32 protein-coding genes are annotated in these 25,454 nt (G+C 69.4%); 17 read left to right on the forward strand and 15 right to left on the reverse strand.

Translation table 11 applies throughout. From position 1 onward, the window contains the following. Positions 1–67 precede the first annotated feature (67 nt). Positions 68–511, forward strand: coding sequence for a CopD family protein (locus DU484_RS04805; protein WP_114585039.1), 444 nt, complete (start codon positions 68–70; stop codon positions 509–511). A 456-nt stretch (positions 512–967) separates the two neighbouring features. Here the strand turns inward: DU484_RS04805 and DU484_RS04810 are convergent, their stop codons facing one another. After that, positions 968–1,267, reverse strand: a complete 300-nt coding sequence (locus tag DU484_RS04810) for a hypothetical protein (protein ID WP_114585040.1) — start codon at positions 1,265–1,267, stop codon at positions 968–970. A gap of 55 nt (positions 1,268–1,322) precedes the next feature. Between DU484_RS04810 and DU484_RS04815 the strand changes: the two genes are divergently transcribed. Both DU484_RS04815 and DU484_RS19915 read left to right on the forward strand, forming a co-directional pair. After that, the gene (locus DU484_RS04815) at positions 1,323–1,706 is read left to right on the forward strand and encodes a hypothetical protein (RefSeq protein ID WP_157969499.1); all 384 of its coding nucleotides are present in this window, start codon (positions 1,323–1,325) and stop codon (positions 1,704–1,706) included. Positions 1,707–1,748: 42 nt separating this feature from the next. Next, complete coding sequence (locus DU484_RS19915) at positions 1,749–1,916, forward strand: hypothetical protein (RefSeq protein ID WP_187347764.1); 168 nt, start codon at positions 1,749–1,751, stop codon at positions 1,914–1,916. A 268-nt stretch (positions 1,917–2,184) separates the two neighbouring features. Here DU484_RS19915 and DU484_RS04820 read toward each other — a convergent pair whose 3' ends face one another. From DU484_RS04820 to DU484_RS04835, 4 genes are all read right to left on the reverse strand, one after another. Next, the gene (locus DU484_RS04820) at positions 2,185–2,364 is read right to left on the reverse strand and encodes a hypothetical protein (protein WP_114585042.1); all 180 of its coding nucleotides are present in this window, start codon (positions 2,362–2,364) and stop codon (positions 2,185–2,187) included. Positions 2,365–2,401: 37 nt separating this feature from the next. Continuing rightward, entirely contained in the window at positions 2,402–2,701 is a 300-nt protein-coding gene (locus tag DU484_RS04825) for a hypothetical protein (RefSeq protein ID WP_222844877.1), read from the reverse strand. 1 nt (position 2,702) lies between these two features. Further along, a complete protein-coding gene (locus DU484_RS04830; protein WP_114585043.1) occupies positions 2,703–2,975 on the reverse strand; it encodes an ArsR/SmtB family transcription factor in 273 nt (90 codons plus the stop codon). A gap of 135 nt (positions 2,976–3,110) precedes the next feature. Then, on the reverse strand, positions 3,111–4,601 hold the full coding sequence (locus DU484_RS04835; RefSeq protein ID WP_114605248.1) for a molybdopterin-dependent oxidoreductase: 1,491 nt from the start codon (positions 4,599–4,601) through the stop codon (positions 3,111–3,113). A 120-nt stretch (positions 4,602–4,721) separates the two neighbouring features. Here DU484_RS04835 and DU484_RS04840 point away from each other — a divergent pair, with 120 nt between their 5' ends. Then, complete coding sequence (locus DU484_RS04840) at positions 4,722–5,903, forward strand: MFS transporter (RefSeq protein ID WP_114605249.1); 1,182 nt, start codon at positions 4,722–4,724, stop codon at positions 5,901–5,903. A 6-nt stretch (positions 5,904–5,909) separates the two neighbouring features. Here the strand turns inward: DU484_RS04840 and DU484_RS04845 are convergent, their stop codons facing one another. After that, the gene (locus tag DU484_RS04845; protein WP_114605250.1) at positions 5,910–6,941 is read right to left on the reverse strand and encodes an NAD(P)/FAD-dependent oxidoreductase; all 1,032 of its coding nucleotides are present in this window, start codon (positions 6,939–6,941) and stop codon (positions 5,910–5,912) included. A gap of 72 nt (positions 6,942–7,013) precedes the next feature. Between DU484_RS04845 and DU484_RS04850 the strand changes: the two genes are divergently transcribed. Further along, positions 7,014–7,703: a TenA family protein gene (locus DU484_RS04850; protein WP_114605251.1), complete on the forward strand. Its 690-nt coding sequence runs from the start codon at positions 7,014–7,016 to the stop codon at positions 7,701–7,703. Positions 7,704–7,719: 16 nt separating this feature from the next. On the opposite strand, the gene DU484_RS04855 is transcribed toward DU484_RS04850, so the two are convergent. Together DU484_RS04855 and DU484_RS04860 are read right to left on the reverse strand one after the other, a co-directional pair. Beyond that, on the reverse strand, positions 7,720–8,898 hold the full coding sequence (locus tag DU484_RS04855; protein ID WP_114605252.1) for a PAS domain S-box protein: 1,179 nt from the start codon (positions 8,896–8,898) through the stop codon (positions 7,720–7,722). Between the two features lie 106 nt (positions 8,899–9,004). Further along, positions 9,005–10,420 carry an MATE family efflux transporter gene (locus DU484_RS04860; protein ID WP_114605253.1) on the reverse strand — a complete coding sequence of 472 codons (1,416 nt, stop codon included), beginning with the start codon at positions 10,418–10,420 and terminating at the stop codon, positions 9,005–9,007. Positions 10,421–10,513: 93 nt separating this feature from the next. On the opposite strand from DU484_RS04860, the gene DU484_RS19920 reads away from it, so the two are divergent. Next, entirely contained in the window at positions 10,514–10,657 is a 144-nt protein-coding gene (locus DU484_RS19920) for a hypothetical protein (protein ID WP_187347765.1), read from the forward strand. Here the strand turns inward: DU484_RS19920 and ddh are convergent. Then, positions 10,654–11,595 (reverse strand): D-2-hydroxyacid dehydrogenase, encoded by a 942-nt coding sequence (ddh, locus tag DU484_RS04865; protein ID WP_114585050.1) that lies wholly within the window; start codon positions 11,593–11,595, stop codon positions 10,654–10,656. The genes DU484_RS19920 and ddh overlap by 4 nt on opposite strands. A gap of 124 nt (positions 11,596–11,719) precedes the next feature. On the opposite strand from ddh, the gene DU484_RS04870 reads away from it, so the two are divergent. The 7 genes from DU484_RS04870 (at position 11,720) to DU484_RS20295 (ending at position 17,125) form a co-directional block, all read left to right on the forward strand. After that, positions 11,720–13,330 carry a thiamine pyrophosphate-requiring protein gene (locus tag DU484_RS04870; protein ID WP_114585051.1) on the forward strand — a complete coding sequence of 537 codons (1,611 nt, stop codon included), beginning with the start codon at positions 11,720–11,722 and terminating at the stop codon, positions 13,328–13,330. Between the two features lie 112 nt (positions 13,331–13,442). Beyond that, on the forward strand, positions 13,443–13,676 hold the full coding sequence (locus DU484_RS04875) for a DUF2061 domain-containing protein (protein ID WP_114585052.1): 234 nt from the start codon (positions 13,443–13,445) through the stop codon (positions 13,674–13,676). 45 nt (positions 13,677–13,721) lie between these two features. Continuing rightward, a complete protein-coding gene (locus DU484_RS04880; RefSeq protein ID WP_114585053.1) occupies positions 13,722–13,985 on the forward strand; it encodes a hypothetical protein in 264 nt (87 codons plus the stop codon). A gap of 225 nt (positions 13,986–14,210) precedes the next feature. Continuing rightward, on the forward strand, positions 14,211–15,389 hold the full coding sequence (locus DU484_RS04885) for a UxaA family hydrolase (RefSeq protein WP_114605254.1): 1,179 nt from the start codon (positions 14,211–14,213) through the stop codon (positions 15,387–15,389). Then, positions 15,386–15,715, forward strand: coding sequence for a UxaA family hydrolase (locus tag DU484_RS04890; RefSeq protein ID WP_114585055.1), 330 nt, complete (start codon positions 15,386–15,388; stop codon positions 15,713–15,715). Before DU484_RS04885 ends, DU484_RS04890 begins: the two co-directional genes overlap by 4 nt. Then, the gene (locus tag DU484_RS04895) at positions 15,712–16,851 is read left to right on the forward strand and encodes a UxaA family hydrolase (protein WP_114605255.1); all 1,140 of its coding nucleotides are present in this window, start codon (positions 15,712–15,714) and stop codon (positions 16,849–16,851) included. Before DU484_RS04890 ends, DU484_RS04895 begins: the two co-directional genes overlap by 4 nt. Before the next feature lie 148 nt (positions 16,852–16,999). Next, entirely contained in the window at positions 17,000–17,125 is a 126-nt protein-coding gene (locus DU484_RS20295) for a hypothetical protein (RefSeq protein ID WP_262342859.1), read from the forward strand. A 46-nt stretch (positions 17,126–17,171) separates the two neighbouring features. Here the strand turns inward: DU484_RS20295 and pyrE are convergent, their stop codons facing one another. Both pyrE and DU484_RS04905 read right to left on the reverse strand, forming a co-directional pair. Next, entirely contained in the window at positions 17,172–17,696 is a 525-nt protein-coding gene (pyrE, locus tag DU484_RS04900) for an orotate phosphoribosyltransferase (protein WP_114585057.1), read from the reverse strand. A 96-nt stretch (positions 17,697–17,792) separates the two neighbouring features. Next, on the reverse strand, positions 17,793–18,335 hold the full coding sequence (locus DU484_RS04905) for a CDP-2,3-bis-(O-geranylgeranyl)-sn-glycerol synthase (protein WP_114585058.1): 543 nt from the start codon (positions 18,333–18,335) through the stop codon (positions 17,793–17,795). 92 nt (positions 18,336–18,427) lie between these two features. On the opposite strand from DU484_RS04905, the gene DU484_RS04910 reads away from it, so the two are divergent. Further along, entirely contained in the window at positions 18,428–19,039 is a 612-nt protein-coding gene (locus tag DU484_RS04910; RefSeq protein WP_114605256.1) for a DUF502 domain-containing protein, read from the forward strand. A 1-nt stretch (position 19,040) separates the two neighbouring features. On the opposite strand, the gene DU484_RS04915 is transcribed toward DU484_RS04910, so the two are convergent. Continuing rightward, positions 19,041–19,988, reverse strand: a complete 948-nt coding sequence (locus DU484_RS04915; RefSeq protein WP_114605257.1) for a branched-chain amino acid transaminase — start codon at positions 19,986–19,988, stop codon at positions 19,041–19,043. Between the two features lie 233 nt (positions 19,989–20,221). On the opposite strand from DU484_RS04915, the gene rnhB reads away from it, so the two are divergent. After that, a complete protein-coding gene (gene rnhB, locus DU484_RS04920; RefSeq protein WP_114585061.1) occupies positions 20,222–20,860 on the forward strand; it encodes a ribonuclease HII in 639 nt (212 codons plus the stop codon). Here rnhB and DU484_RS04925 read toward each other — a convergent pair. Together DU484_RS04925 and secF are read right to left on the reverse strand one after the other, a co-directional pair. After that, positions 20,857–22,419, reverse strand: a complete 1,563-nt coding sequence (locus DU484_RS04925) for a preprotein translocase subunit SecD (RefSeq protein ID WP_114605258.1) — start codon at positions 22,417–22,419, stop codon at positions 20,857–20,859. The two genes, rnhB and DU484_RS04925, sit on opposite strands and share 4 nt — an antisense overlap. Continuing rightward, complete coding sequence (gene secF, locus DU484_RS04930; RefSeq protein ID WP_114605259.1) at positions 22,419–23,297, reverse strand: protein translocase subunit SecF; 879 nt, start codon at positions 23,295–23,297, stop codon at positions 22,419–22,421. The genes DU484_RS04925 and secF overlap by 1 nt, the downstream gene beginning before the upstream one ends. Positions 23,298–23,406: 109 nt before the next feature. Between secF and DU484_RS04935 the strand changes: the two genes are divergently transcribed. Next, positions 23,407–24,099, forward strand: coding sequence for a helix-turn-helix domain-containing protein (locus DU484_RS04935; RefSeq protein WP_114606712.1), 693 nt, complete (start codon positions 23,407–23,409; stop codon positions 24,097–24,099). 58 nt (positions 24,100–24,157) lie between these two features. Beyond that, complete coding sequence (locus tag DU484_RS04940; RefSeq protein WP_114605260.1) at positions 24,158–24,952, forward strand: alpha/beta fold hydrolase; 795 nt, start codon at positions 24,158–24,160, stop codon at positions 24,950–24,952. Between the two features lies 1 nt (position 24,953). Here the strand turns inward: DU484_RS04940 and DU484_RS04945 are convergent, their stop codons facing one another. Further along, a complete protein-coding gene (locus DU484_RS04945; protein ID WP_114605261.1) occupies positions 24,954–25,424 on the reverse strand; it encodes a DUF5812 family protein in 471 nt (156 codons plus the stop codon). Between the last annotated feature and the right edge of the window lie 30 nt (positions 25,425–25,454).

Raw genomic sequence — 25,454 nt, forward strand, 5'->3', positions numbered from 1 at the left:
AATCGGTTTCGGTTCGACGCCGGCCGTCGATCCGCGGATTCAAGTCGGCGGCGGTCCAGCGACGACCATGGCGACCGTCGATACGGCGATAAACGCGATCCACCTGGTGTTCGCGGGACTGTGGGCCGGAAGCGTACTCTTCGTCGCGCGTGCCGTGGTGCCCGCGGCCCGCGACGGCGACCTCGATGCGACGCCACTCCGGGGCTTCGTCGGCCGGTTCCGGACGTGGTCGCGCGTCTCGTCGCTGGCGCTGTTTCTCACCGGCGGCCACCTCGCCGGGACGCGCTACACCGCCGAGACGCTCCTCGGGTCGACCCGCGGGTATCTCGTGCTCGCGATGGTCGTGCTGTGGTTCGTCCTGACCGGTCTGGTCGAAGTGGGATCGGGCCGCCTCGTCGACGGCCTCGACGAACGGAAGGTCCGGTCGCCAGCGCAGTCGGCGACGCCCTTCTTTACCGCCGCGACGGTCGCGGCCGTGGCCCTCCTCGCGCTCGGCGGCGTCCTGTTGTAGGCGCTTAACCGCGGATTAACTAAGCGGTCGGCGTGACTCGTCTCCGCTGGGGATCGTGTCACACGCTCCCCACCCCCCTATGATCCGCTGTCCGAACTGCGGGACGGCGATTCCCGACGAACGGATCGTCGACCGCACCGACGTGCGGCCGCACGCGGAGTGTCCCGATTGCTGGGAAGTGCATCCGGTGTCGGCACCGTCGCGAGCGTAGCGGCGGGCCGACGCCGAACGCACGGGTCGGAAAGTAGTCACGCCGTCAAAACGAGGTCGTCGACACGAGCCGTCAGCCCCGTGCCGACGACGCGTCGCCGTAGACGATCCGTTCGACGATGTCGTCGAGGTCGGGTGGCGTTCGGTCACGTGCCGGTTCGTCGTCTGGCAGGTGTGGTACGAGGGGCATCTGCCATCACCCCGCGCGTACGTGACGGCTTCCTGACGCAAAAACGTCCCGCCGACCTATCGCCCGATACCCGACGACTCGCGCACGATGTCGGCGACGGCGACGAGGGCGACGCTCACCGTCGTCGCGGCGCTCCCGCCCACGGTGACGACGGTTTTCACCAGCGTTCGAACGGCCGCACACGAGAGCGACAGGGTATCGGTGCCCGACGTCCCGACGACGAACGTCCCCTCCGGCCCGCCGCCACAGGCGACGAGAAAGCCGACGACGGCGCCGGTGAACAGATACAGAACGATCGGTGTGAGAATCGAGACGCCGACGAGGGTGCCGAGCCAACCGAGTAGAGTCCGATCCATGGACGCCGCAACCGGGGCCGAACACATAGTCGGTGGGGATTCCGCCGGTGGTTTGATGAAGATCAAAACACACGTCCGAGCCGAGATGTCCTTCGATCCCGTGCCGACCCTCCGGGACGTCGCCGGTGAGGCCCTCCGCGCTGTCGCCGCCTACGACCGGGATGGCCTCGAACTCCGCTACGAACGCGACGACGTGAGCCAGAAGGAGACGGACATCGACCGCATCCACGAGGAACTCGTCCTCCAGGAACTCGGGCGGGAGTACTTGGAGGGACTGTTCAGCGTCGGGCGGTGGCACTGCACGATGCACCGGTTCGACCGGGCGACGTGCGTCCACTACGCCGAGGGCGAGTTCTCCGGCGTCTTCGTCTCCGTCGACAGCGGGGCCAACGTCGACCTAGAGGAGTTGGCCGACGCGTGTCACTCCGGTGGCACGTGAGAACCGCACCCTTTTTATTTTAGGTCTCCCTAAACACGATCGATGCCAACTGGTACGCAGTCGGGAACGGACGACGAGGGGGAGCCCTCCCCGCCGGAGACCCCCACGGTGTCGGTGTGTGAGAGCTGTCCCGGTCGGACGGTCTTCATCGAGTCCGGCAACACCGACGGCTGGATCGCGAGCGACCTGACGGTCGAACCGACCCGCTAGCCGCTCTATATTAGCGCCCCCGCGAATCGATTCGTGGCGCCTGCCAATCGCTGAAACTCCGCGCAGTCGGTTTTTCGGCCGTGTGTCTACGTCGCACGTATGGTCCCGCCTCAGGGCCCACGGCGGTGGCGGCCACGTCGCCTGCGTGTCGCTCGTGGACGCCCTCGGCGGTGTCCTCGCCGTCGAGCGGGTCGACGGGCGGATGCCGGCCGCGGTTCGTCGTGCCCGCCGAGGACGCCGAGGCGCACGAGGACCTGGCGACGGTGGCTTAGTTCCGTCGCCACTCGTTGAGCAGCGTCGGCAGGACGACGCCGACGCCGATCAGGACGGCGAACTCGACGGCGGCGCTGTCGGTCACGCCCTGTATCAGATACCAGCCGGTGAGGCCGAGGAACATGCAGGCGACGATCACCTTCGTCTCGCTCGTGAGGCGCGCGTCGGAGGGCATGGGCCGTGTATCGGCATCGGGCGAAAAAACTCCCCGGCTATCGCATCGTCACGTAGGTGAGAAAGGCGAGCGCGACGAACTGGAGGGCACGCATGGCGAGGACGGCGGTCTGTGCGCTCGCGTCGGCGGCGTACAGCATCCCCGAACTGAGGAAGAAGCCGATGGCGACGACGTTCTCGACGGCGAGGACGAGCGCGAAGGCGACGAGGCCGAGCGTGAGCGGCGTGCCGAACGCGCGGTAGTTGCGCCACCAGACGACCAGCAAGGCGGCCAGCAATGCGATGTTCAGGCCCGCAAGGGCGCTCGCTATCGTGAGGGTGGGGGTCATTGGTGCCATGTCAGACGTGCTCCGTGATCTCCTCGAACTGCTCGCGGTGGCGGTCGAACCGGTCGGTGAGGAAGTAGAGTCGACCGTACTCCTGATCGCCGCTCTCGATCACGTCGTGATCCTCCAGCATGTCGAGGTGGTGGCGGACGGAGTTGTAGTCGATGCCGAGTTCCTCGTGGAGTTGGTTGGCGTTTCGCGGACGCTCGTCGAGCAGACGGATGATCCGTGCGCGGTTCCGTCCGCCACGCGTGCCGGCGAGCAGATACCAGAGTGCCTTCTCCATCTGATGGTGTGGTCCAGTGAGCGGTTGGTGGGGACAAAACGCTTCGCCCGTCTCATACGGGTTATCGTAAGTCACCACCGGTGGGTCGTCGGAGCGTCTCGGCGACCCACCGGTAACCAGTTACGATAATCCGTCTCACAGCGATCCGGGCTCGATGGTCTTCGACACCCACCCACTCGGTCCGTTGGGGTACGCCCGCCGTTGATCCTCGGGCTGGAGGGTGCCGAGCCCGTCCGTCGCCCGGACGACCACCTCGTGGGCGCCGTCGGGCGGGTCGTAGCGATACACCCACTGGCGCCACACGTCGTCGCCGGGCAGGGGGTCCGAGAGGTCGGCGTCGGTCCACGTCGCCCCACCGTCTACCGACACCTCGACGCGTTCGATCCCGCGGGTCCCGGCGTAGGCCAGCCCGGCGACTTCGACGCGGCCGTCGCTGAGGCGGTTCTCCGCCCAGAGCTTCGCCACCGTGTTGACCGGCCCGGTGCCGTGCCACCCCCGCTCCTCCCAGTAGCCCGTCGCCGGTTCGTCCAGAATCTCGATTTCGGTTAGCCACTTGACGTTGATCTCGCCCCAGTGGCCGGGGATGAGCGCCCGCGCCGGCGCGCCGTGTTCGCGGGGGAGCGGCCGGCCGTTCATCCCGACGGCCAAAAATCCGGTTTCGAGGGCGTCGACCGGGAACTCCTCGTAGAAGCCGTCGGCGGCGCGGAGCATGACGTAGTCGCCCTGCAGGTCGGCGGGTTCGAGCAGGTCCATCAGGGGGACGCCCGTCCAGACGGCGGTGTCCATCTTCCGCCCGTTGAGCGACTCGCCGACACAGCGGAGCGTCTCGAACCGGTGGTCGTGATCCATCGCGTCGACGTCGTCGAACGTGTACGTCGTCTCCTCGCCGACGGCGCCGTGAATCCGCACCGACCAGCCCTCGCGCGCCGGGGCGGGATCGACGTTCGCGATGTCGACCGTGTAGAAGTGGTCGCTCACCAGCGGTTCGAGGAACTCGACGTCGAAGGACTTCGCCCGGGCGTCCTCGAGCATGGCCGCCACGTCGTCGGGGATGGGCACCTGTTCCTCGTCCGTTCCCCGGTCGGTCGCGAGGACCCGCCGCCCGCCGAGTGCGAGGAAACCAAAGGCGACGGCGACGGCGCCGGAGAGCACCGCTCGCCGCGAGTCGTCGGTCCGGTCCGCGGACTTCCGATCGCCGGGAGTCCGGAGGTCGACGACGGTCGACACCAGCGCCGCGCCGACGGCCGCGCCGACGGCGGAGGCGGCCGACCCAGAGAGCGCGATGCCGACGACGGCGACGGCGACGGCGACGGCGAGCGGTGCGGCGAGGGGGCGGTCCAGCCGCCGCACGGCGATCCGTGCGACTGCGACGACGATGCCCAGCGTCGCGGCGGTGGCCGCGAGCCCGCTCCAGTACGCCAGCTGGCTCCCCAGGTCGCCGAGGACGGTGATGGCGAACGTGACGAGGAAGCTGGGCGCGAGCGTGACCGTCGTGTTGGCGATGAGGGCGGCCACGAACGCCGGCGACTCTCCCACGACGAGGTAGGAGCCGGCGACGGCCGCGACGCCGCCGGCGAGGGCGACGGTCGCCCGTTCGAGTCGACTGCGGAGGGCGCGTCTATCCATGATAGTTAAGTAGCCCTCCGACAGGTAAGCCGTTTTGCAAGGTCCGACCGAACTCCGTCTAGAATTCGTCGCCGATCCGACTCGAAAGACAGTAGGCGTCGCCGGCTGTACGGGCACACGGTGTCTCGGACCCGGAGCCGCGTCGCGCTGGCCGCCGTCGTCTACGCCGTGTTGTTGGCACAGGTGTTGCTCTACCCCGGCATCGACACGCTCGTCTCGGCGCTGGGCGCCGAGACGGCCCTCGACGCGAGCATGTGGTTTCTGGCCGTCGAGTTCGGCGCGTTCGTCTGCTTCGCCGTCCCCTGGGGGCTGGCGAGCGACGCCGCCGGCCGTCGCGTCCCCTTCGTCGCCGCGGGTGCCGTCCTCGGCGCCGTCGGCTACGCCCTCCTCGCCGTCGTCCCGTCCGTGACGGGGTCGTTCGGCGTCGCGCTCGTCATCCGCGCGTTCCAGGGCGCCGCCACCGTCGGCGCCTTCTCCCTGTCGATGACGATGCTCATGGACCTCGAGGGCTCGCACGGCCGCAACATGGGCGCGACGGGCATCGCCATCGGCCTCGGGACGGCGACGGGTGCCCCCCTCGGCGGCCTGCTGTACGAGTTCGGGCCGTTCGTCCCGCTGTACGCCGCGAGCGGGATTCTCCTCGCCATCGCCGTCACCGTGCCCTTCGTCGTCGACCGGGCGCCGGCGGGCGGGGAGCGACCGTCCCCGCTGGCGGGCCTCCGGCGGACGCCGACGCTCGCGCTCCCCTACGCCTTCGGCTTCGTCGACCGCCTGACCGCCGGCTTCTTCTCTCTGGTCGGGACGCTCTACTTCCGGACCGTCTTCGACCTGAGCCCGGGGGCGACGGGGCTGACGCTCGCGCTGTTTTTCGCGCCTTTCGCCCTCCTGCAGTACCCCTTCGGCGTCGTCTCGGATCGGATCGGCCGGACCGTCCCCATCGTCGTCGGATCGGCGCTCTACGGCGGCGCGGTGATGCTCGTCGGCTCCGTGGCCGACCTCCGTGCCGCGCAGGCGTCGATGGTGCTCGTGGGCGTCCTCGGCGCGCTCATGGCGCCGGCGACGCTGGCGCTCGTGACCGACCTCGCCGCGTCGACGGAGCGGGGCGTCGCCATGGCCGGGTTCAACATCGCCGGGAGCCTCGGCTTCCTCGCCGGCATCCTCGCCGGCGGGTTCGCGGCCGACGCCTACGGCTACCGGACGGCGTTCCTGCTCGTCGGCGGCCTCGAACTCGTCCTGGCGGCGGCGACGCTCCCGGCGTTTCTCCGTCTCGGGGTCGGTCGGGAACGGGTCGGCGAGACGTAGCGTGGACTACAGGTTGTAGACCAGCCGTTCGCCCGTCTCCAGCCCGTTCCGGAGGGCGGCGTGGACGCGTGCCTCGCCGGCGACCCAGTCGCCGAGACAGTAGAGTCCGGCGTCCTCCGCGGCGTCGCGGACCCCGCGGCGCAGTCCGCCCTCCGGAAGCGCGTAGCGCCACCCCTGGTGGTCCGTCCACGCCGGGTCGGTCAGGCGGTCGTCGCCCACGATGTCGGCCGCGTGCGCGGCGAGGTCGGCGACGTTCCCCTCGGGGTCGGCGTCGTAGCGCTCGACCGACCACTCGTGGTTCGCCTGCACGATCAGGACGGACTCGCCGTCGGGGACGTGTCCCGGCTTGCACTCCTCGCGGGAGATCCACCCCACTTCGTGTTCCTTGTCCGTGTTCACGAGCGCGTAGTAGGGGGTGTCGAGTTCGAAGGGGTAGCCCAAAACCGCGGTCCAGATGGTCCGGTACTCCACGTCGCGGACGGCGTCGAGCAGGTTCTCGCGGGCTTCGTGCTCCCAGTCGGCCGTCTCCAGCAACGCCGCCGTCTGTGGTGCCGGTGGGTTGAGGACGAGTACGTCGAACGGCCCCCACCGCTCCCCGTCGGCGTCGGTCAGGACCCACGCGTCGTCGGTGCGGGCGATTCCCTCGACCCGCGTGCGGCGGTGGACCGTGGCGTCCGTCGCGCCGAAGAGGTGTTTGGCGAGTCGGGTCAGCCCCGTCTCGTAGGTGAACTTCCGTTCCTGGTCGTCCCGGCCGTCGCTCACCTCGCCGGTCCGGTCGAAGACGTCGATGCCACCCTCGACTTCGACGAGGCCGTCGTCGAAGCGGTCGAGGAGGTCCAGCACCCGGTCGTCGTCGTCTTTGATGTAGTTCGCGCCGTAGTCGTAGGTCACGCCGTCGCGGCGGCGCGTCGCCGCCCGGCCACAGAGGCCCCCTGACTTCTCCAGCACGGTAATCGAGGCGTCCGGTACCGCGCCGTCGACGACGTAGGCGGCTGCGGCGGCCGCGGCGCCGGCGCCGACGACTCCGATTTCGGTCATACCCTCCCTACGGCTCGACGGGTAAAACGCCACGGGGGAATCCATTTGATCGTGGCTCGCCGAGCCGGGAATATGAGCGACGCTCCCGACACGTTCGAGGCGTACGCCGCCGACCACGACGCCGCCCGGTTCACCGACTGGCTCCGCGAGCGCTCCGAACCGGACTGGAGCGCCGCGGTCGACGGCCGGTTCGTCCGCGAACTCGGCGACGGCACGATTTCGGACGCCGTCTTCCGCCGGTATCTGCAACAGGATTACGCCTTCGTGGAGACCCTGACCGGCACCTTCGGCCACGCGCTCGGCGACGCGCCGTCGATGGCCGCGAAGGGTCGCCTCGCGGACTTCCTCGGCACGCTCACGAGCGAGGAGAACGACTACTTCGAGCGGTCCTTCGAGGCGCTTTCCGGCGACCCCGACGCCCACCCGGACGCCACGACGCGGGCCTTTATCGACCTGCTCGAACGCGCGGCCCGGCAGGGTGGCTACGCCGAGACGCTCGCGGTCCTCGTCCCCGCGGAGTGGGTGTACGAGACGTGGGCGACGGGCATCGACTCGCGCCCGGCGGCATTCTACCTCGACGAGTGGATCGAACTCCACGCGAACCCGGCTTTCGTCGACTTCGTGGCGTGGCTCCGCGCGGAACTGGATCGGGAGGGAGCGGCCGTCTCGACGCGGCGGCAGCGACGGCTCGACGCCCTGTTCGGGCGGACGGTCGAACTGGAGCGAGCCTTTTTCGAGGCGCCGTACGGGGACGACCGCTGATCACGGGCCGGCCCGGTCAGTCGACGTCGTCGTCTCGACGGGTCGACTTTTGATCGTCGCCAGTCTCCGCGGGGAGGGACTGCTGGAACCCCACGAACTGCGTGATCTCGCCGTCGTCGTCCTCGATCGGACTGATCGTCACCCGGTTCCAGAACTCGGTGCCGTCCTTCCGGTAGTTCCACACGTCGACCGTGATCGGCTCCCGCGCATCGATGGCGTCCCGCATCGCCGCGACCGACGCGGGGTCGGTACGCTCGCCCTGCAGGAACCGACAGTTGCGGCCGACTATCTCCTCGAACTCGTACCCCGTCAGCGCCTCGAACGCCGCGTTCGCGTAGACGAGCGGGTTGTCCTCGCGTGACGGGTCGCTGCAGGTGATGCCGATCGGTGCCTGCTCGATGATCCGCGACTGACGCCGGAGTTCGGTCTCCCGTTCCTTCCGGTCGGTCACGTCGCGGCCGTAGATGACGATGCCGTCGACGGGTTCCCGGTCGAGGAGGTTGCGGCCGCGGGTTTCGATCCAGATGCGGGTGCCGTCCGGTCGGTCGTGGCGGAACTCGACCGTCCGGTGGCCGCCGGGGTCGGCGACCAGAGCGGCGAACTCCGCCATCACGCGGGGCCGATCCGCCGGAACGATGAGTTCGGACGCGTCCGTCCCCCGAAGGTCGGTGGCGGCCCGCCCTATCACCGCCTCGGTCGACGGCGTCGCGTACTGGACGGTCGCGTCCGCACCGACGACGAGGATGGCGTCCGTCGCCTCCGTGATGATCGCTTGGTCGCGTTCCCGAGCCCGCTCGTTCCGGCGTTTCTGGACCGCGTTGCCGACCCGATTCGCCAGCAGAGCGTACTTGTCGGTGCCGCCGCCTTTCTGCAGGTAGTCACTGACTCCGGCGGAGATGGCCTCGCTCGCGATCTCCTCGCTCCCTCGGCCGGTAAAGAGGATAAAGGGGAGGTCCGGATACTCCCGCCGGACGGCTTCGAGGAACTCGATTCCGTTCAGGCCCGGCATGTTGTAATCCGAGACGACACAGTCGATTTCGTCGGTCGCGAGGATGTCGAGTGCCGCCTCGGCACCGGTCGCCGTCGTGACGCTGATCCGCTCGTCCTCGCGTTCGAGGTAGGTCGCCGTCAACTCGGTGATGGCGGGGTTGTCGTCGACGTGGAGGAGGCGAACGAAATCCGTTGTCACGTCCATCACACGATCTCACAGACGTAAGACGACGTGAACTAATAACACTTCCCAGCGCTCCGGACGGGGTCCGTCGGCGCCGATCGGAGGTGGGTGGACACACCAGCCGTGACTAGTCTCCGGCGGCGACGTGCGCCCGTCCGATGGCCTTCCAGCGGTTCGAGCGGACGCGCCGCACGTTCAAGGTGGCGGGGACGAACGTCTCGACGACCATCGCGCCGAGCAGCGCCGTCGCGCCGAGCGGCGTGACGAGGCCGAGGGCGGCGACGGGGAGCGCACAGCCGTAGCGGCCGAGCAGGGAGGTGACGAATGGGTACTGCGTGTCGCCGGCGCCGCGGAGCGTCCCGGTCGCGGAGCCGTCGACGCCGAGGAAGACGACGCTGACGCCCGCGGCGGCGACGAAGGGTGCGGCCGTCGCGACCACCGCGGGGTCGGAGACGAACGCGCCCGCGAGCCACGGCGACAGCGCGATCAGGAGCGTCGCCGCGAGGACGTACACCGTCGCGGAGAGGCGGACGATGGCCCGCGCGTACGCCTCGGCGTCGGCCTCGTCCCCCGCGCCGAGGCGCTGCCCGACGAGCGTGCTCGCGGCGATGGAGAATCCCCACGAGAAGCTGTCGGTCAGGGTGCGGATCCGGCGGGCCACCTCGTAGGCGGCGACGACGGCCGGGCCGAAGGTGGCCGCGATGGCGACGAGGGGGAAGGCGACGAGCATCTCCGCGGTACGGCGGGCCATCAGCGGCGCCGACACCCGAAGCAGCCGGCGGGAGAGCGGCGCGAACTCGCCGTAGCGGAGGGTCTCACGCGTGACGGCGACGGGGCAGGCGCCGCGGCGGAAGTACGTGCGTCCGGCGAGCCCCCACGCGAAGACGAGGGCGACGACGCCCGTCGCGAGCGACGTGCCGATGGCGGCGCCCGCGACGCCGAGGCCGGCGCCGAAGATGAGGGCGGCGGAGAAGCCGATGTTGGCGAGGGCACCGCCGGCGCGGACGACCATCGGGGTCACGGTGTCGCCGACGCCAGCGTAGGTGCGGCTGGCGATCAGGTTCGGGAACTCGAACAGGAGCGCGGGAGCGACGAGGGCGAGGTAGGTGGCGGCGTGGCCGAGTGGTTCGGGTTCGGAGCCGAGGACGGCCACGAGTTCGGGGGCCGTAGTGGCGTAGAGTAGGGCGATTGGCGCGGCGATCAGGAGCGTGAGGACGAGCGAGACGGCGACGGCGGCGCTCGCCCGCTCCGTGTTCTCGCCGCCGTAGGCCTGCGAGACGAGCGTGACCGTCCCGCCCGCGAGGCCGATGCCGAGGAACTTCCCCACCTGCCAGTAGGCGTTGGCGAAGGCGAGACCGGCGACGGCCGCCGTGCCCACGTCCCATCCGACCATCGCGAGATCGACGGTCGACTTCGACATGATCGCCAGCCCGGTGACGATCCGGGGCCACGAGAGGTCGAACGTCTCGCGGAAGCGCCGGGGGTCGATGACGCCGGCGCGGTCCAGCAGGCCGGCGACGGTGTCGAGCGGTCGGCCACCCATCGACCGTCGTAACGGTGGGTGGGTATTGGAGGTTGCGGGTGCGGTCGAGTCGGCCCCAAGACCTACCTACGCGCCGACAGAACTGCGCCGTGCATGCTCCAGGCAGACCTCGAAGTGTGTGGCGACTGTGGTCTCGTGCACATGGAAGGCGGTGCCGGACCGGATCACGTCGACGAGTGTGCGGTCTGTGGCGGGCGGGTGAAGGAGGTCGAACTCGACGACCTGATCGGTCTCTAGGCGACCCGGTTGCGCAGTTCCTCGCCGGCCTGGTACTGGTGGAAGATTTCCATCACCAGGTCGGCGATGTCGAGGTGGTAGCGGTTCGTCGCGGAGCCGCGGTGCGGCGAGATGATGACCTCCTCGAAGTCCCAGAGCGGGTTGTCCTCGGGGAGGGGTTCGGTCTCGAACACGTCGAGGCCGGCGCCCGCAATCGTCCCGTCGTCGAGGGCGTCGATCAGGGCGTCCTCGTCGGCGATGGGGCCGCGGGCGATGTTGATGAGGTATGCGTCGTCGCGCATGGTCTCGAACTCGGCGGTCGAGAACATCCCCTCCGTCTCGGGGGTATGGGGGACGGCGATGACGACGAAGCGCGCGTCCGAGATGGCCTCGTGGAGGTCGTCGGGATGGTAGAGCTCGGAGACGCCGGGGACGGGTTCGTCGGAGCGTCGAACGCCCACCACGTCCATCCCGAGGGCGTCGGCGCGTTCGGCGACGCCCTGGCCGAGGGTGCCGAGGCCGACGACACACACCTGCTCGTTCTCGACGGTGAAGGGCCGCTCGTACGGCGGCTCGGCGAGCCAGTCGTTGTCGTTCTGGTGGTCGCGGTAGATGTGGAGCATCCGCGCCAGCGACACCATGTAGCCGATGGCGAGTTCGCCGACGGTCGTGTCGTGAATCCCCGTGCTGTTGGTGAGGGGAACCCCGGCCGCCTCGTGGGCCTCGGTGTCGAACTCGTCGTAGCCCGCGCGGATGCAGTGGGTCCAGCCGGCGTCGAGGAACGCCTCGCGGGGGCGGAACGACGCGACGGCGTCGGTCCGGTCGAACTCCTCGTCGTCGCCGACGATTTCGACCGGCACGTCCAGGTCGGCGAACGCGTCGGCGAACGCCTGAATCGGAATCTTCTCGTCGACCGTCTCGTGAATACAGAGCCGCTCGAGTTGGGGCCTGTCGGGCATACGTCCAACGTCCCGAGTCGGGCTATTCAAGTTTTCGACAGATGACGAGTGACACTTAGGTATCTGTCCTTATCTTTAATAAAAATTAACTTTACAACCCCGGGGGTAATTGCATGATCATAGGATGAACGTAACAGAAACTATCGCGGAGATACTGGCTGAGGAAGGTGTCGAGCATCTGATTGGGTTCCCCAGTAACCCCCTCTTCGACGACAACGCTGCCGAGGAGGCCGGGATCCGATCGATCGTCACGCGGCAGGAGCGGACCGCGGCGCACATGCTCGACGGCATCGCACGGGTCACGTCGGGCGATCAGGTGGAGGCATTCGCCTGCCAGCACGGTCCCGGGACGGAGAACTCTATCGGCGGGGTCGCACAGTCTTACGCCGAGTCCGCCCCCTTCGTCGCCCTCCCGGCGGGCTACTCCCGCGCCAAGACGAACACCGATCCCAAGTTCAGTTCGCTCGTCAACTACCAGCACGTCACGAAGACGACCGAGCAGTTGACCGATCCCGATGCGGTCGAGGAGACGATTCGGCGGGCGTTCCAGGCGGCACGCAACGGGCGACAGCGCCCGAGCCTCGTCGAGATTCCGGTCGACGTGTTCCCCGAAGAGGTCGGTGAGCTCGACTACGAGCCCACGTCGTCGACGCGGACGGCCCCGGACCCGGACGCGGTCGCCGAGGCCGCGGACCACCTCGTCGACGCCGACGTGCCCGTCATCTACGCCGGGCAAGGCGTTCACTACGCGAAGGGCTGGGACGAACTGCAGGAACTCGCGGAACTCCTCGAAGCCCCCGTGGCGACCAGCCTCAACGGCAAGAGCGCCTTCCCCGAGGACCACCCGCTCTCGCTCGGTGCCGGTTCGAAAAGCGAACCCCGACAGCTCAACCACTTCCTCCACGAGGCCGACGTACTCTTCGGCATCGGCTGTAGCTTCACCAAGACCGCCTACGGCATCACGCCGCCCGAGGAGGACAACACGATCATCCACTCGACGAACGATCCGGGCGACGTCGACAAGGACGTCAAATCCCAGCTCGCGGTGATCGGCGACGCGAAGCTCACGCTCGCGGCCCTCGTCGACGAAATCGAGGACCGAGTCGACGACGACCGCGGCCGGTACGACGACGTCGTCGACGAAATCGCATCCGTCCGCGAGGAGTGGCTCGCCGACTGGGAGGACGACCTCACCGACGATTCGACGCCCATCAACCCCTACCGGGTCGTCAACGAACTCGACAATATCGTGGACAAAGAGGAGTGCATCGCCACCGCGGACGCCGGCAACCCGCGGGACTTCATGGCGCCGTTCTTCGAGGTGACCGAGCCCCTGTCGTACATGGGCTGGGGGAAGACCACGCAACTGGGCTACGGTCTCGGCCTCGCGATGGGGGCGAAGCTCGCCCACCCCGAGAAGCTCTGTCTCCACGTCTGGGGCGACGGCGCCGTCGGGATGACGGGCATGGACTTCGAGACGGCGACCCGCGAGGACATCCCGATCCTCACCATCTACCTGAACAACCGCGAGATGGCCTCCTACGACACGCCCTTCTTCGGCAACTACGCCGAGGTGGCCGAGGCGCTCGGCGGCTACGGCGAACGGATCGAGGACCCCGAAGAGGTCGGCCCCGCGATCGAGCGCGGGATCGAGAAAGTCGAGAACGGCACGCCGACCGTCCTCGAGTTCATGACCCAGAAGTACACGAAGCTCTCGCGACCCGACCTCGAATAGGTCGTCCGCCCATCGCTGTTTCGAGCACGAAATAACCGAATCCAATTACTATCCTCTCCAAACGATACTGTTTAAGGTTACACTTAGATACCCCGCGGTCCAATCTTTCGGTATGTGCCCGAGTGTCACGGCCCGGTCGCCGCGCCAGTCGCGCTCCCGCGCGCTCGTCAAGACGCTCGGCTACCGCCTGCTGATGGTGGTCGTCACCGTCGTCGTCGCGTGGGCCGTCGTCGGTGACCTCGCCCAGGCGGCGAGCATCGGTCTCGTCGCCAACCTGGTCAAGACGGGGACGTACTACGCCTACGAGCGGTTCTGGGACCGCGTGGCGTGGGGACTGCCCGAGTAGGGATCGTGGGAAACCCTAACGAACGTCGAGCACGTAGTGTGACCGATGGCCTTCGAACTCGGCTTCCTGGTCGGGTCGCTCGCACTGCTCGGTATCGTCCTCTACTTCACGAGGATCCGGGGTCCGTCGCTCCCCCACGAGGCGATGGCGGAGGGGACGGGCGAGGGCGAACGCGACGGTCAGCGTCCCGGTCCGGCCGCAGGACCGGCCCCGACGGTGGAAGCGTGCGAACTCTGCGGCGAGAACCCCGCCACCCAGTCGGTCAACGACATGGCCGTCTGTGCGCAGTGTGACGAGGACCTGCTCTAACGTGCGGGTCGTGCCCCCGGCCGCGGCGCCCGGGAGCGTCACGGATAGTCCCCACTCCGCGACGCCGTCGTCCGCGTCATACGGTTTATTGTAAGTCATTACCGGTGGATCGCCGAGACGGGCTGGCGATCCACCGGTGAACAGTTACAATAATCCGTATCAGTGGCGTAGTCCGAGCCATCGGGCGGGGGCAACTTCTTTCCGCCCGCCACGCGTGGGCCGTCCATGAACGAGTTCGAGGGGTATCGCCGCCCGGACGGATCGGTCGGCGTCAGGAACCACGTCGCAGTCGTCCCCGTCTCGGTGACGGCGAGCAGTCTCGCCGAGCGAATCGCTACCGACGCGGGCGACGGCGTCGTCGCGACGCCACACGGCATGGGCTCGAACCAGCCGGCGCCGGCCCGCGCACAGACCCGCCGCGTCCTCCGGGGCGTCGGCCGCAACCCGAACGTCGGCGCGGCGCTCGTCGTCGCGCTGGGGACGGAGGCCATCGACGTCGACGACGTGGCCGACGCCGTCGCCGACGCCGGGCGCCCGGTCGAGACGCTCCGCATCCGCGAGGCCGGCGGGACGGCGGCCGCAATCGAGCGCGGAACCGACCTCGCTACCTCGCTCCGGGCGGCCGCGGACGACGCCCGCCGGGAGTCCGCCGACGCGTCGGAACTGGTCTTCGGCGTCGAGTGTGGCGGCAGCGACGCCACCAGCGGCATCGCGGCCAACCCCGCCGTCGGCGCCGCCTGCGACCGCCTCGTCGCGGCCGGGGGCACCGCCTGCTTCAGCGAGACGCCGGAGTTCATCGGCGCCGAACACGTCCTCGCCGACCGCTGTGTCGACGACGCGACCCGCGAACGCCTCCTCGCTCGCGTCGAGGAACGCGAGGACATGGCGCGGCGGATGGGTGTCGACCTCCGCGGCGCCCAGCCCACCCCCGGGAACCAGGAGGGCGGCCTGACCACCATCGAGGAGAAGAGCCTCGGCGCCATCTCGAAGGGCGGCACCACGCCGGTCCGCGGCATGGTCGACTACGCCGAACCGCTCCCGACGGGGGGCGGCCTCGTCCTCATGGACACTCCCGGCTACGACGTGGAGAGCGTCGTCGGCAAGGTGGCCGGCGGCGCCCAAGTCGTCGCGTTCACCACCGGCCGCGGGAGCACGACGGGCAATCCCGTCGCGCCCGTGATCAAGGTCACCGGTAACCCGAAGACCTGGGATCGGATGGCGAACAACATCGACGTGAACGCGAGCACGGTGATCGGCGGCGAGTCGCCGTCCGCCGTCGGCGACCGAATCTATCGCACCCTCCTCGACGTGGCCGACGGCCGTCGGACCGAGGCCGAGCGCCGCGGCCTGACGGAGTTCGCCATCAACGAGGTCCAGCCCGCGATGGGGGGTGAGTCGCCGTGAAAGGCACCGTCGTCGGCGACGCCGCGCTGGTGATGGCCCCCGAGGACGCCGTGGCGACGGCGCTCGACGACCTGTCGGCCGGTGACGAGTTGCCCCCCACCGACGGGACGCCGGTCGACGCACCCCTGACGCTCCGCGAGGACGTTCCCTTCGGACACAAGGTCGCCGTCCGTCGGATCGACGCCGGCGACGAGGTGCAGAAGTACGGCGAGGTGATCGGCCGGGCCACCGTCGCCATCGACCCCGGCGAGTGGGTGCATACGCACAACTGCGAGAGCACGCGCGGGCGGGGCGACCTGGCGGCCGAGGGGGGTGCGGACGCGTGACGCCGCCGACGGCCGACGCGGAGGCTGACAGTCCCGACGACGCGCCCGCGACGACCGACGCGTGGCCCGCCGCGGCCTACGCGCGACCGGACGGGATCGGCGCCCGGAACCGACTGCTCGTCCTCCCCTCCGTCATCTGCTCGCGGCTCGTCGCCGACCGAATCGCCGAGGCGGTGCCGGGGGCGGTGAGCGCCGGTCACGACCACGGCTGCGCCCAACTCGGCGCCGACGAGGCCCAGACCGAGCGCACCCTGGAGGGCGTCGCGGCCAACCCCAACGTCGCCGGCGCGGTGGTCGTCGGCCTCGGCTGCGAGGGCGTCCAGAGCGACCGCCTCGCCGGGACGCTCGCCGACCGCGGCGTCCCGGTCCGCGAACTCTCGATTCAGGGCGTCGGCGGCTCCGACGAGGCGGTCGCAGGCGGCGTCGACGCCGCCCGCGAACTCGCCGCGGACGCGTCCCGGACGGCGACGGCCGACCTCGGCGACCTCACCGTCGGCGTCGTGAGCAGCGATCTGGGAGACTCGACGGTCGACCGCGCCGACCCGCTGATCGGCGCGTTCGTCGACCGCGTCGTCGACGCCGGCGGCCGGGCCGTCGTCGCCGGGACGGAGCGCCTGCGCCCGCACGGCGACGCCGTCCGGGAGGCGATGTCCGCGGACGCCGCCGAGAGCTACACCGAAACCGTCGAGTCGTCGCCGACGCGGACGGCGGGCCTCGTCCGCCGGGCCGGGGAGCGCTCGTTCGCCGACCTCGCGCGCCTCTGGGGCGAGCGACCGATCGGCGCCGTCCTCCCCTACGGCGCCCCGGCGCCCCACGAGTCGGGCGTCGCGCTCGTGAACGCGCCGACGGAGTTCGCGGCGGCGTCGACGGCCCTCGCCGCCGCTGGCGCCGATATCGTCCTCCACGCGACGGGGGACGGCATCCCGACCGGCCACCCGGTCGTCCCCGTCTGCAAGGTGACTGGCGACGCGGAGACGTCCGCGGCGCTCTCCGGCGACATCGACGTGGACGCCCGGACGGCGGGCGTCGACGACCTCTCGGCGCTCGTGGGACGCGTCGTCGGCGGGGAGCGGACGTGCGCCGAGCGCCACGGCCTCACCGCCTTCGCCATCTCGCGTGCCGGGCCGTCGATGTGAGGGGACGGCCGAACTCGCGGCCGGGCGCGGCGTGGCAGGGTACGGAACGGGACCCCCGGCGCCTCCGACCGAGGTCTGCGAAAAACATACGCGTATATATCATAAAAAATTGATACTACTATATGTAGCTGCACCTCCATAGTCTGACATGGCAACCCAGACTACCGACACCGACGAGTACGTTGAGATGTTCCCCGGATGGGTCTACCAGATTCCCGGCGCCGTTCTGATCGCCGTCGGGTTCGGCGGCATCGCGTACCTCGCGCTCTTCTGAACCGTGCGGTCGTCGCCGTCGCCGTGATGGCCGACTCGCGATTCCGCTACTCGTCGGCCAGCAGGTCGTCCGCGGTCAGCAGCGATTCGAGTTCGATCCCGTGCTCGGCCAGCAGTTCGCTCGCGCCTTCCTGTCGGTCGACGACGACGAGGACGCGGTCGACGACGGCACCGGCCTCGCGCAGCGCCTCGACGGCGTCGAGCGCGCTCTTCCCTGTCGTGGCGATGTCCTCGAGGACGACCACGCGCTCGCCCTCCGATAGTCGCCCTTCGATCCGGTTGCCCGTGCCGTACTCCTTGGCCTGCTTGCGCGCGATGACGTACGGGCGGCCGGTTTCGGCGCTCGTGACGGCGACCAGCGGGACGGCGCCGAGCGCGACGCCCGCGAGCGTCTCGTCGTCGTCGAGTCGGTCCGCGAAAGCCGACGCGATCAGGGAGAGGCAGGTCGGATCGGTCTCGAAGAGGTACTTGTCGACGTAGTAGTCGCTCGTGCCGCCGTGGGAGAGTTCGAACTCGCCGAACTTCACGGCGTCCGCGTCGCGGAGCGCGCCGATGAGTTCCTGGTTCGTCATTGGCGTGTTCGGGGCCGCGAATCGACATAAACGGGGCGGTTCACGACAGTGAACCGTCGGAACGGGGGCGATTCCGTGGCGCGACTCGCCGGTCGCCTACCACGGCTCCGCCTTCAGCCCCAGCAGGTACGCCCCCGCGTTGGTCGTCAGATGCAGGAGCGGCGTGGCGACGACGACGACGGCGAGTCGGGGGAGCGAGAACGTCGCGACGGTCCACGCGGGCGCGAGGAGGGCCGCGAGCGCGAGCGCGCCGACGACGAAATCGAGCTGGTCGAGCCCGGGGACCGCCGCGCCGCGCTGGCGGCCGAGGCGGCGTTTCAGGAAGGAGGCGCCGATGTCGCCGAGCATCGCCCCGAGTGCGAGGCCGACGGCGGCCCGGAGCGGGAAGGTGGGGAGGTCGGCCCCCAGCGCAGCGACGACGGTCGGGTGGAGCGCGTTGAGCGCGACGGCGAGGGCGACGCCGACGAGCGTTCCGACGGCCGTCCCGCGCCACGTCTTCCCGTCGCCGAGCAGTCGGCGGCCGCCGAGAGTCCGTCCGCCGTCGATGGGGCGTCCGCCCCCCGCGAGGACGGCGGCGTTGTTCGGAACGTACGCCGGCAGCATCGCCCAGAGCGCGCCCGCGACGAGCGAGACGATCATGGATCGAGTAGGCCGCCGGCAGGTGTTAAACGGGGGTGGTCCAGCCCGCCCGTTGGAACACGCTGAAGGCCCCCGCCCCCCACCATCCGGTAATGTCCTCGTGGAGACGCGACGTGGCCAGCGGGCTGGTGGTCGTCGTGCCGGTTCTCGTCATCCTGTTCGTCGTCAACTGGCTCTACACGAAGGTCGCCGAACTCCCCATCGTCGAAACGCTCCCGCCCTACTACGGCGTCCCCGTGGCGCTCGTGGTGTTCGCCATGCTGGTGCTGTCGGTCGGCTACCTGATGCGGACGACGGTCGGGCGGCTGTTCGAGACGGGCCTCGACAGCGCGATGAACCGCGTCCCGCTCATTCGGGTCCTCTACAACGCCTCGAAACTCGCGGTCGAGACGGCGCTCACCGGCACCGACGACCTCCAGAAACCGGTGCGACTGGAGACGTGGCCGGGCATCCGTATGACGGCGTTCAAGACCGGACAGACCACCGCCGACGGGCAGGAGGTGCTGTTCATGCCCACCGCCCCGAACATCACGACCGGATTCGTCATCGAAGTCGACCCCGACCGGATCGAGGAGACCGGCGAGAGCGTCGAGGAGGCGCTGACGCGCATCCTCAGCGCCGGCTTCGCAGAGGATGAGTCCGGCATCGACATCGCGGTGGAGGACCTCGCGGAGTCGACCGACGGCGACGGATCGGCCGACTAACTCACGCCTCGACGTGCTCGAACCACTCGGGGTGGTCGTCGGTCCGGCGCTCGACTAGATCGAAGAAGGTCTGCTGGATGTCGGTCGTGACCGGTCCGCGCGTCCCTTCCCCGACGACGACGTTGTCGACCTTACGGATCGGCGTCACCTCGGCCGCGGTGCCCGAGAAGAACAGTTCGTCCGCCGTGTTGAGTTCCCCTCGGCTGATCGTCGCGTCGTCGTGGACGGTGTAGCCCAACTCGCGGGCGAGCGTGATCACGGTGTTGCGGGTGATGCCGTCGAGGATGCCCTCGGCGAGGCCGGGGGTGTAGATTTCCCCGTCGCGGACGAGAAACAGGTTCTCGCCCGGCCCCTCGGCGACGTTGCCCTCTTGATTGAGCAGCAGCGCCTCGACGTAGCCCTCCCGTTTCGCCTCCAGACTCGCCAGCACGCTGTTGACGTACGGTCCCGTCGTCTTGGCGTTGGTCGGAATCTGCGAGGAGGCGTACTTCTGCCACGAGGAGACGGTGACCTCGACCCCCTCCTCCAGTGCGTCCTCGCCGAGATACGCACCCCACGGCCAGACGGCGATGGCGACCTGTTCCGGACAGCTCTCGGGGCTCAGCCCGAGCATGTCGTAGCCGTAGTAGGCGATGGGTCGAATGTAACACGACTCTAGTCCCTGCCGGCGGATCAGTTCCTTCGTCGCCGCCGTCAGCTCCTCGCGGTCGAAGGGGATGTCCAGATTGTAGGGCTTCCCGGACGCGTAGAACCGGTCGAGATGCTCCTCCCAGCGGAAGATGGCCGGTCCCTCCTCGGTGTCGTAACAGCGGACGCCCTCGAAGATGCCCGTCCCGTAGTGGAGTCCGTGGGTGAGGACGTGAATCTGGGCGTCGTCCCAGTCGACGAACTCGCCGTCGAGCCAGATGGTGTCGACGTCGCCGGCGTCCCGCATCTCCTCGAAGCCCATCTCACGCACCCCCCAGACCGAGGCGTGCGCTTCCCGTCCGAGTCGCGTCGGTAGAAGTCATCGTATCGAGCGACATGAGTTGCCTCCTTTTTAGCCCAATCCGGTCTTAACAGTTTCCGTGCGGGGCACTACTCACCGGTCGCCCCGTCGGCGACGGTGACTCGCTCACCCGTCCGCGCGCCTCGTCTCGCCCCGACCCGAACGGTTTTCACCCTCTCCCCGAACCCCCGCATATGTGGATCGGTGCCGACGAGGCGGGGAAGGGGCCGGTGCTGGGACCGATGGTCGCCGCGGCGGTGCGGGCGCCGGCCGACGCCATCCCCGAGAGCGTCGACGACTCGAAGCGCCTCGCGCCCGCTCGGCGGACCGAACTCGCCGATCGCCTGCGGAGCGACGCGGCCGTCGGCGTGGGCGTCGCCGTCGTGTCGCCCGCGCGCATCGACGACCCCGAGACGGACATGAACTCGTTGACCGTCGCGGCACAGGTCGAGGCCATCGCGGCGGTGGCCGCCGCCGACGATTCGGTCGTCGTCGACGCGGGCGACGTGGATGCCGACCGGTTCGGGCGGAAGGTCGGCGCGGGCGTCGACGCCGCGGTGTCGGTGCGATCCGAACACCGTGCCGACGAACGCTACCCCCACGTCGCGGCGGCGAGTATCGTCGCCAAGGTGGAGCGGGACGTGCGTATCGAGGCGCTCTCGGACGACTACGGCGAGGTGGGCAGCGGCTATCCGAGCGACGACCGGACCCGGGCCTTTCTGGCCGAATACGTCCGTGAGAACGGCGAACTGCCCGCGTGTGCGCGGGCGTCGTGGTCGACCTGCGACGACGTGCTCGCGGCCGCCGAGCAGTCGTCGCTCGCCGACTTCTAGTCGTCCCGGGTGAGCAGCGCCCGGAGGATGTCCCCGTACGCCGGGCGCGTGAGCAGGACGCCCACGACGACGCCGAGGATGGTGAAGATGGCGAAGCCCTGCAGGTCGCCGAGCGAGAGGACCGCGAGCGGACTCATCGCGATGATGGTCGTCGCGGCGGCGGCGCCGATGACCCAGAACGCCTTCTTGAACCGGGACTGGAAGACGCGGCGACTGTTCACGTCGCCCTCGGCCATCACCTCGTCGGCGATGATGATGAGGTCGTCCACTCCCGTCCCGATGACGGCGATGAAGCCGGCGATCACCGAGAGGTCGAGCGGGTAGCCGATGCCGGCCGCGAAGCCGAGCAGTATCACCACCTCCGAGAGCGCGGTGACGATCATCGGCAGGGCCACCTCGATTTCACCGTAGCGCAGGAAGACCACGCCCGCGACGGCGAAGACGGCGATGATCCCCGTCAGCAGCGAGTCGGTGCGGAACTGCTGGCCCTGACTCGGTGCGATGAAGGAGGAGGTCCCCTCGCCGTCCGGGCCGATGTCGAGTTGGGCGGGGAGCGCGCCGGCGCGCAGGTTGATCGCCACCTGCCGGGCCTCGCTGAAGTTCTGCGTCTGCAGGATGAAGCGGGGGTCCTGTGCCCAGTCGCCGGACTGCATGTTCGCGGCGAGTCCCGGGCTCATCCCGAAGGAGTTGACGACCTGCCCGTCGACGATCAGGAGCAGGCAGGCGTCGGTGCTGTTGGGCGACGCCGAGTAGCTACACCGGGAGCCACCCTGCCCCGCGACGCCGCTCTGGACCATCTGCTCCTGGAATCGGGGGGCGACGTCCTCGCGCACCACGACCGGCACGTTCGGGAGCTGTCCCTCGCCGCCCTGCTGGGCGTTGCCGATGCTCTGGAAGTCGTCGCGTTCGAGCACCGTCGTCTGCTCGTAGCCGTCGCCGCTCGGGTAGTAGGCGTCGACGCGGACGTTCCCGCGCTGGTTCACCAGGTCGACGACGCGCTGGCGGTTCGCGTCGGGCACCTCGATGAGGATGAAGTTCTCACCCGTCGGGGTCTGAATCTGCTGGACGGTCCCGCCGGAGAGCCCGGCCTCGTTGATCTTGTCCGAGAGGATGTCGACGGTCTGGGCGCGCGTCTGCTCGGTGACGCCGTCCCGCGTCTCGTCGTAGCTGTAGCCAGCTTCGTCGAGCGCCGTCCCGAGCTGCTCGGGCGTCACTCCGTCGGTGGTCACCTCGACGGTGCCGCTCGTCTCCGACGTCGGCCGGACGATGACGTCGGCGACGCTCACGTCCCCGAGTTGGCCGGCCACGTCCCGTTCGATCTGTGGCGTCTCCGCCCCGCCGAACTCGACTTCGGTGGCGGTGACGCCGACCAGCGGCGCGCGGATTCGCGTCCCGCCCGAGAGCTGGAGGCCGTACTGGAGGTTCGTCGCGCCGCTGCTCGCGACGCCGGGCGCCTCGGCGCCGCCCTCGCCCACCGTCGGCGAGAACAGCGCGAAGACGCTGCCCAGCAACACGACGATCAGGAGGAAGATTCGCCAGTTCTCTCGAACGACGCCCATCAGTTAGCCACCCCCTCGTACTTGTACCAGCGGAGGAGGCTGAGGTTGAGCATGTAGGTGTTCATGAGGTCGGCCGAGAGACCGAACACGAGGACGGTCCCGATGGCGGCGAGCAGCTGAATCCCGAACAGCGTCGCCACGATGGTCATGACGACCATCGCCGCGAGCGACGTGAGCGTCATCGTGACGCCGGTGCGCATCGCGCGGTGGGTCGACTCGTAGAACTCGCCCGACCGCCTGAGGATGTGGTTGTTGAGCAGGATGTCGGAGTCGACGCTGTACCCGATGATCATCAGGAGCGCGGCGACGGTCCCCAGCGTGAGTTCGATGCCGAGGACGTTCATCAGCGCCACCGGGATGACGATGTCGGAGAACGCCGAGATGACGACGGCGATGGAGGGGACGAACGTCCGGAACATGAGGAAGACGAGCGCGCTCATGCCCAGGAAGGCGAAGGCGACGCCGCCGAGGGCGAGCAGTTGCGTCCGCGACCCGAAGGAGGGCGAGACGGTGTAGCTCGACTGCACCTCGAACCCGGCCGCGCGCGCCTGCTCTTCGAGCGTCGACACGCCCACCTCCTCGGTCTGGAAGGTCAGGATGTAGGTGTTGTCGGAGGGGACGCCCCGAATCGTCTCGGGAGCGGGGTCGAACGCCGCCTGAATCTGTTCCCGTGCTGCCTGGTCGCCCGGTGCGTCGACGGCGACTCTGATCTCCGCGCCGCCGGTGAACTCGAGGCCGGGGTTGACCGGCACGCCGGTCGCGACGTACCACCCCGCGATGATCAGGAGAGCCACCGCGAGCACCGCGAGCGGCACCGCCGCGAGCTGGCGATTCGTGTACCGGGTGTAATCGATCTCCGGTACTTCGAACGCTACCATGCCCGCCGCTCCAGCCCGACGCCTACTAAGCCTTCTTATGTCGCCCCGAACCGACGGCCGCGACCGAACCACCGACACGCCCATTAGCGCCACGGTTCACCGGGGCCACATGGGACTCGTCGCCGAATACGGGATTCCGTGCGAACACCTGCCGCTCGTCGACGTCGCCACCGCCGTCCCCGACGCGACGCTGACCGTCGAACTCCAGTTCAACCACGGCGACCGCCCCCCGTTTCACGTCTACGCGACCCACGACGACCACGCGGCCGTCGAACGCGCGTTCGACGACTCGACGTTCGTCGACCGGTCCGTGCTGGTCGGGCGCGCCGGCGAGACGCGCCGTTACCGGGTTCGGCCGGCCGTCTCGATGGAGACCCTGCTCGGTGACCACCTCGACGACTTAGGTGACCTCCGGGCGCTGGCGACGGCCGACGCCATCGTCGAGCGGATTCGGGTCACGCCGTCCGGCTGGGTGCAGACCACCTGGTTCGCCGACCGGGCGGCGTTCGACGCGTTCCGGTCCTTCTGGGTGCGTAACGACTGTTTCTCGCTGCGGCGACTCACCCACGACGGCGACCCGGAGCCCCCGGGCGACGGCCTGACCGACCGCCAGCAGGAGGCGCTCCGCACCGCCTACGAGATGGGCTATTTCGGCATCCCGCGGGGTGCGTCGCTCGACGACGTGGCCGCCGAACTCGGGGTCTCCGCCTCGTCGCTCTCCGAACGCCTGCGCCGCGCGCAGACGCATCTGATCGAGACGACAGTCGCTTCGACGTGGCCGCCGCTACCCGACGACGGATAAACGGCCGCACGACTGAGAGTGAGCCTTAGCCCGTCGGGCGGCGAACGCCGAGTCGTCGATGCCGACCGTAACGTCCCCCGACGGCACACGTATCGCGTACGAACGACACGGCGACGGGCCGCCGCTCGTACTCCTCCACGGCGGGCTGACCCGACGCTACTGGGACCCGCTCGTCCCGCGGTTCGCCGACGACCACACGGTAGTCGTCCCGGACCGGCGCGGCCGCGGCGAGAGCGGTGATGGCGAGCACTACGGCATCGAGCGCGAAGTCGCGGACGCCCGCGCCGTCGTCGAGGCAGTCGAGGGAACGCCCGTCCTGTTCGGTCACTCCTTCGGCGGCCTACAGGCCATCGAGGCGGCCCGCGTCGCCCCCGTCGCGGGCGTCGTCGCCTACGAACCGGCCTACCTCGTCGACGACTACCGCGAGACGGCCGACCTGGCGGCGCGGATGCAGGCTCGCCTCGACGCCGGCGAGCGCCGCGAGGCGACGAAACTCCACCTCCGCGAGGTGCTCCGCGACGACATCGAGGACTTCGACGCGTGGCTCGACGAGTGGCCGGTCTGGCCCGCACCCGTCGACCACGTCGAGAACACGCTCCGGATGAATCGGGCGCTCGAAGCCCACCCGCTGCCCGACGCGTTCGACGTCGACGCCCCCGTCCTCCTGTTGACCGGGAGCGAGGGGCCCGCCCACCTCCGGGAGAGCGTCCGCGCCGTCCACGACGCCCTCCCCGAGAGCCGCCTCGTCGAGTTCGAGGGCGTGGGTCACAGCGGCCCGACGGAGGCACCCGAACGCACCGCCGAGGCGGTTCGCGAGTTCCTCGCGGATCTGACGCCGACGCCGGCTCGATAGCCTACGGCAGGTAGCGAACGCTCACCACGCCCGGCGCCGACCGCACCACGACGCGTTCGACGCCGAGTCGCGCCGCGCGCTCGCGGAGGCCCGCCGCGTCGTCTAACACGTCCGCGACGGCCGCGTCCGTCTCGCCCTCGGCCACGGTGAGGACGTGAATCTCGCCGACCCCCGCACGTTCCCGTTTCGTGAGTTCGCCGACCGCCTGTTCCTCGGCTAGCTCGCGTTCGAGCGTCGTCGGCGACTCCGAACTCTCCTCGACGCTGATCGTCCAGCGGTCGGCCACGTCCACGAGTTTCCACGCCACCTCCATCGGCGGCTCCGGCGCGACGGTGCCCTCGATGGCCTCGCCGGCCTCGACGCCGGGGTTCCCGGCGAGGGTGTGTACCTGCCCGTCGTCGACGTCGCTGAGGACGGCCGAGTCGTCGTCGGCCGCGGTGACGAGGAAGGTGCCCGTCTTGTCGTCGGTCATGGTTCGTGGTAGGCGGGCGGGGGGTTTCGG

The sequence above is a fragment of the Haloplanus rubicundus genome (genome assembly GCF_003342675.1).
GTDB classification, from domain to species: Archaea; Halobacteriota; Halobacteria; order Halobacteriales; family Haloferacaceae; genus Haloplanus; species Haloplanus rubicundus.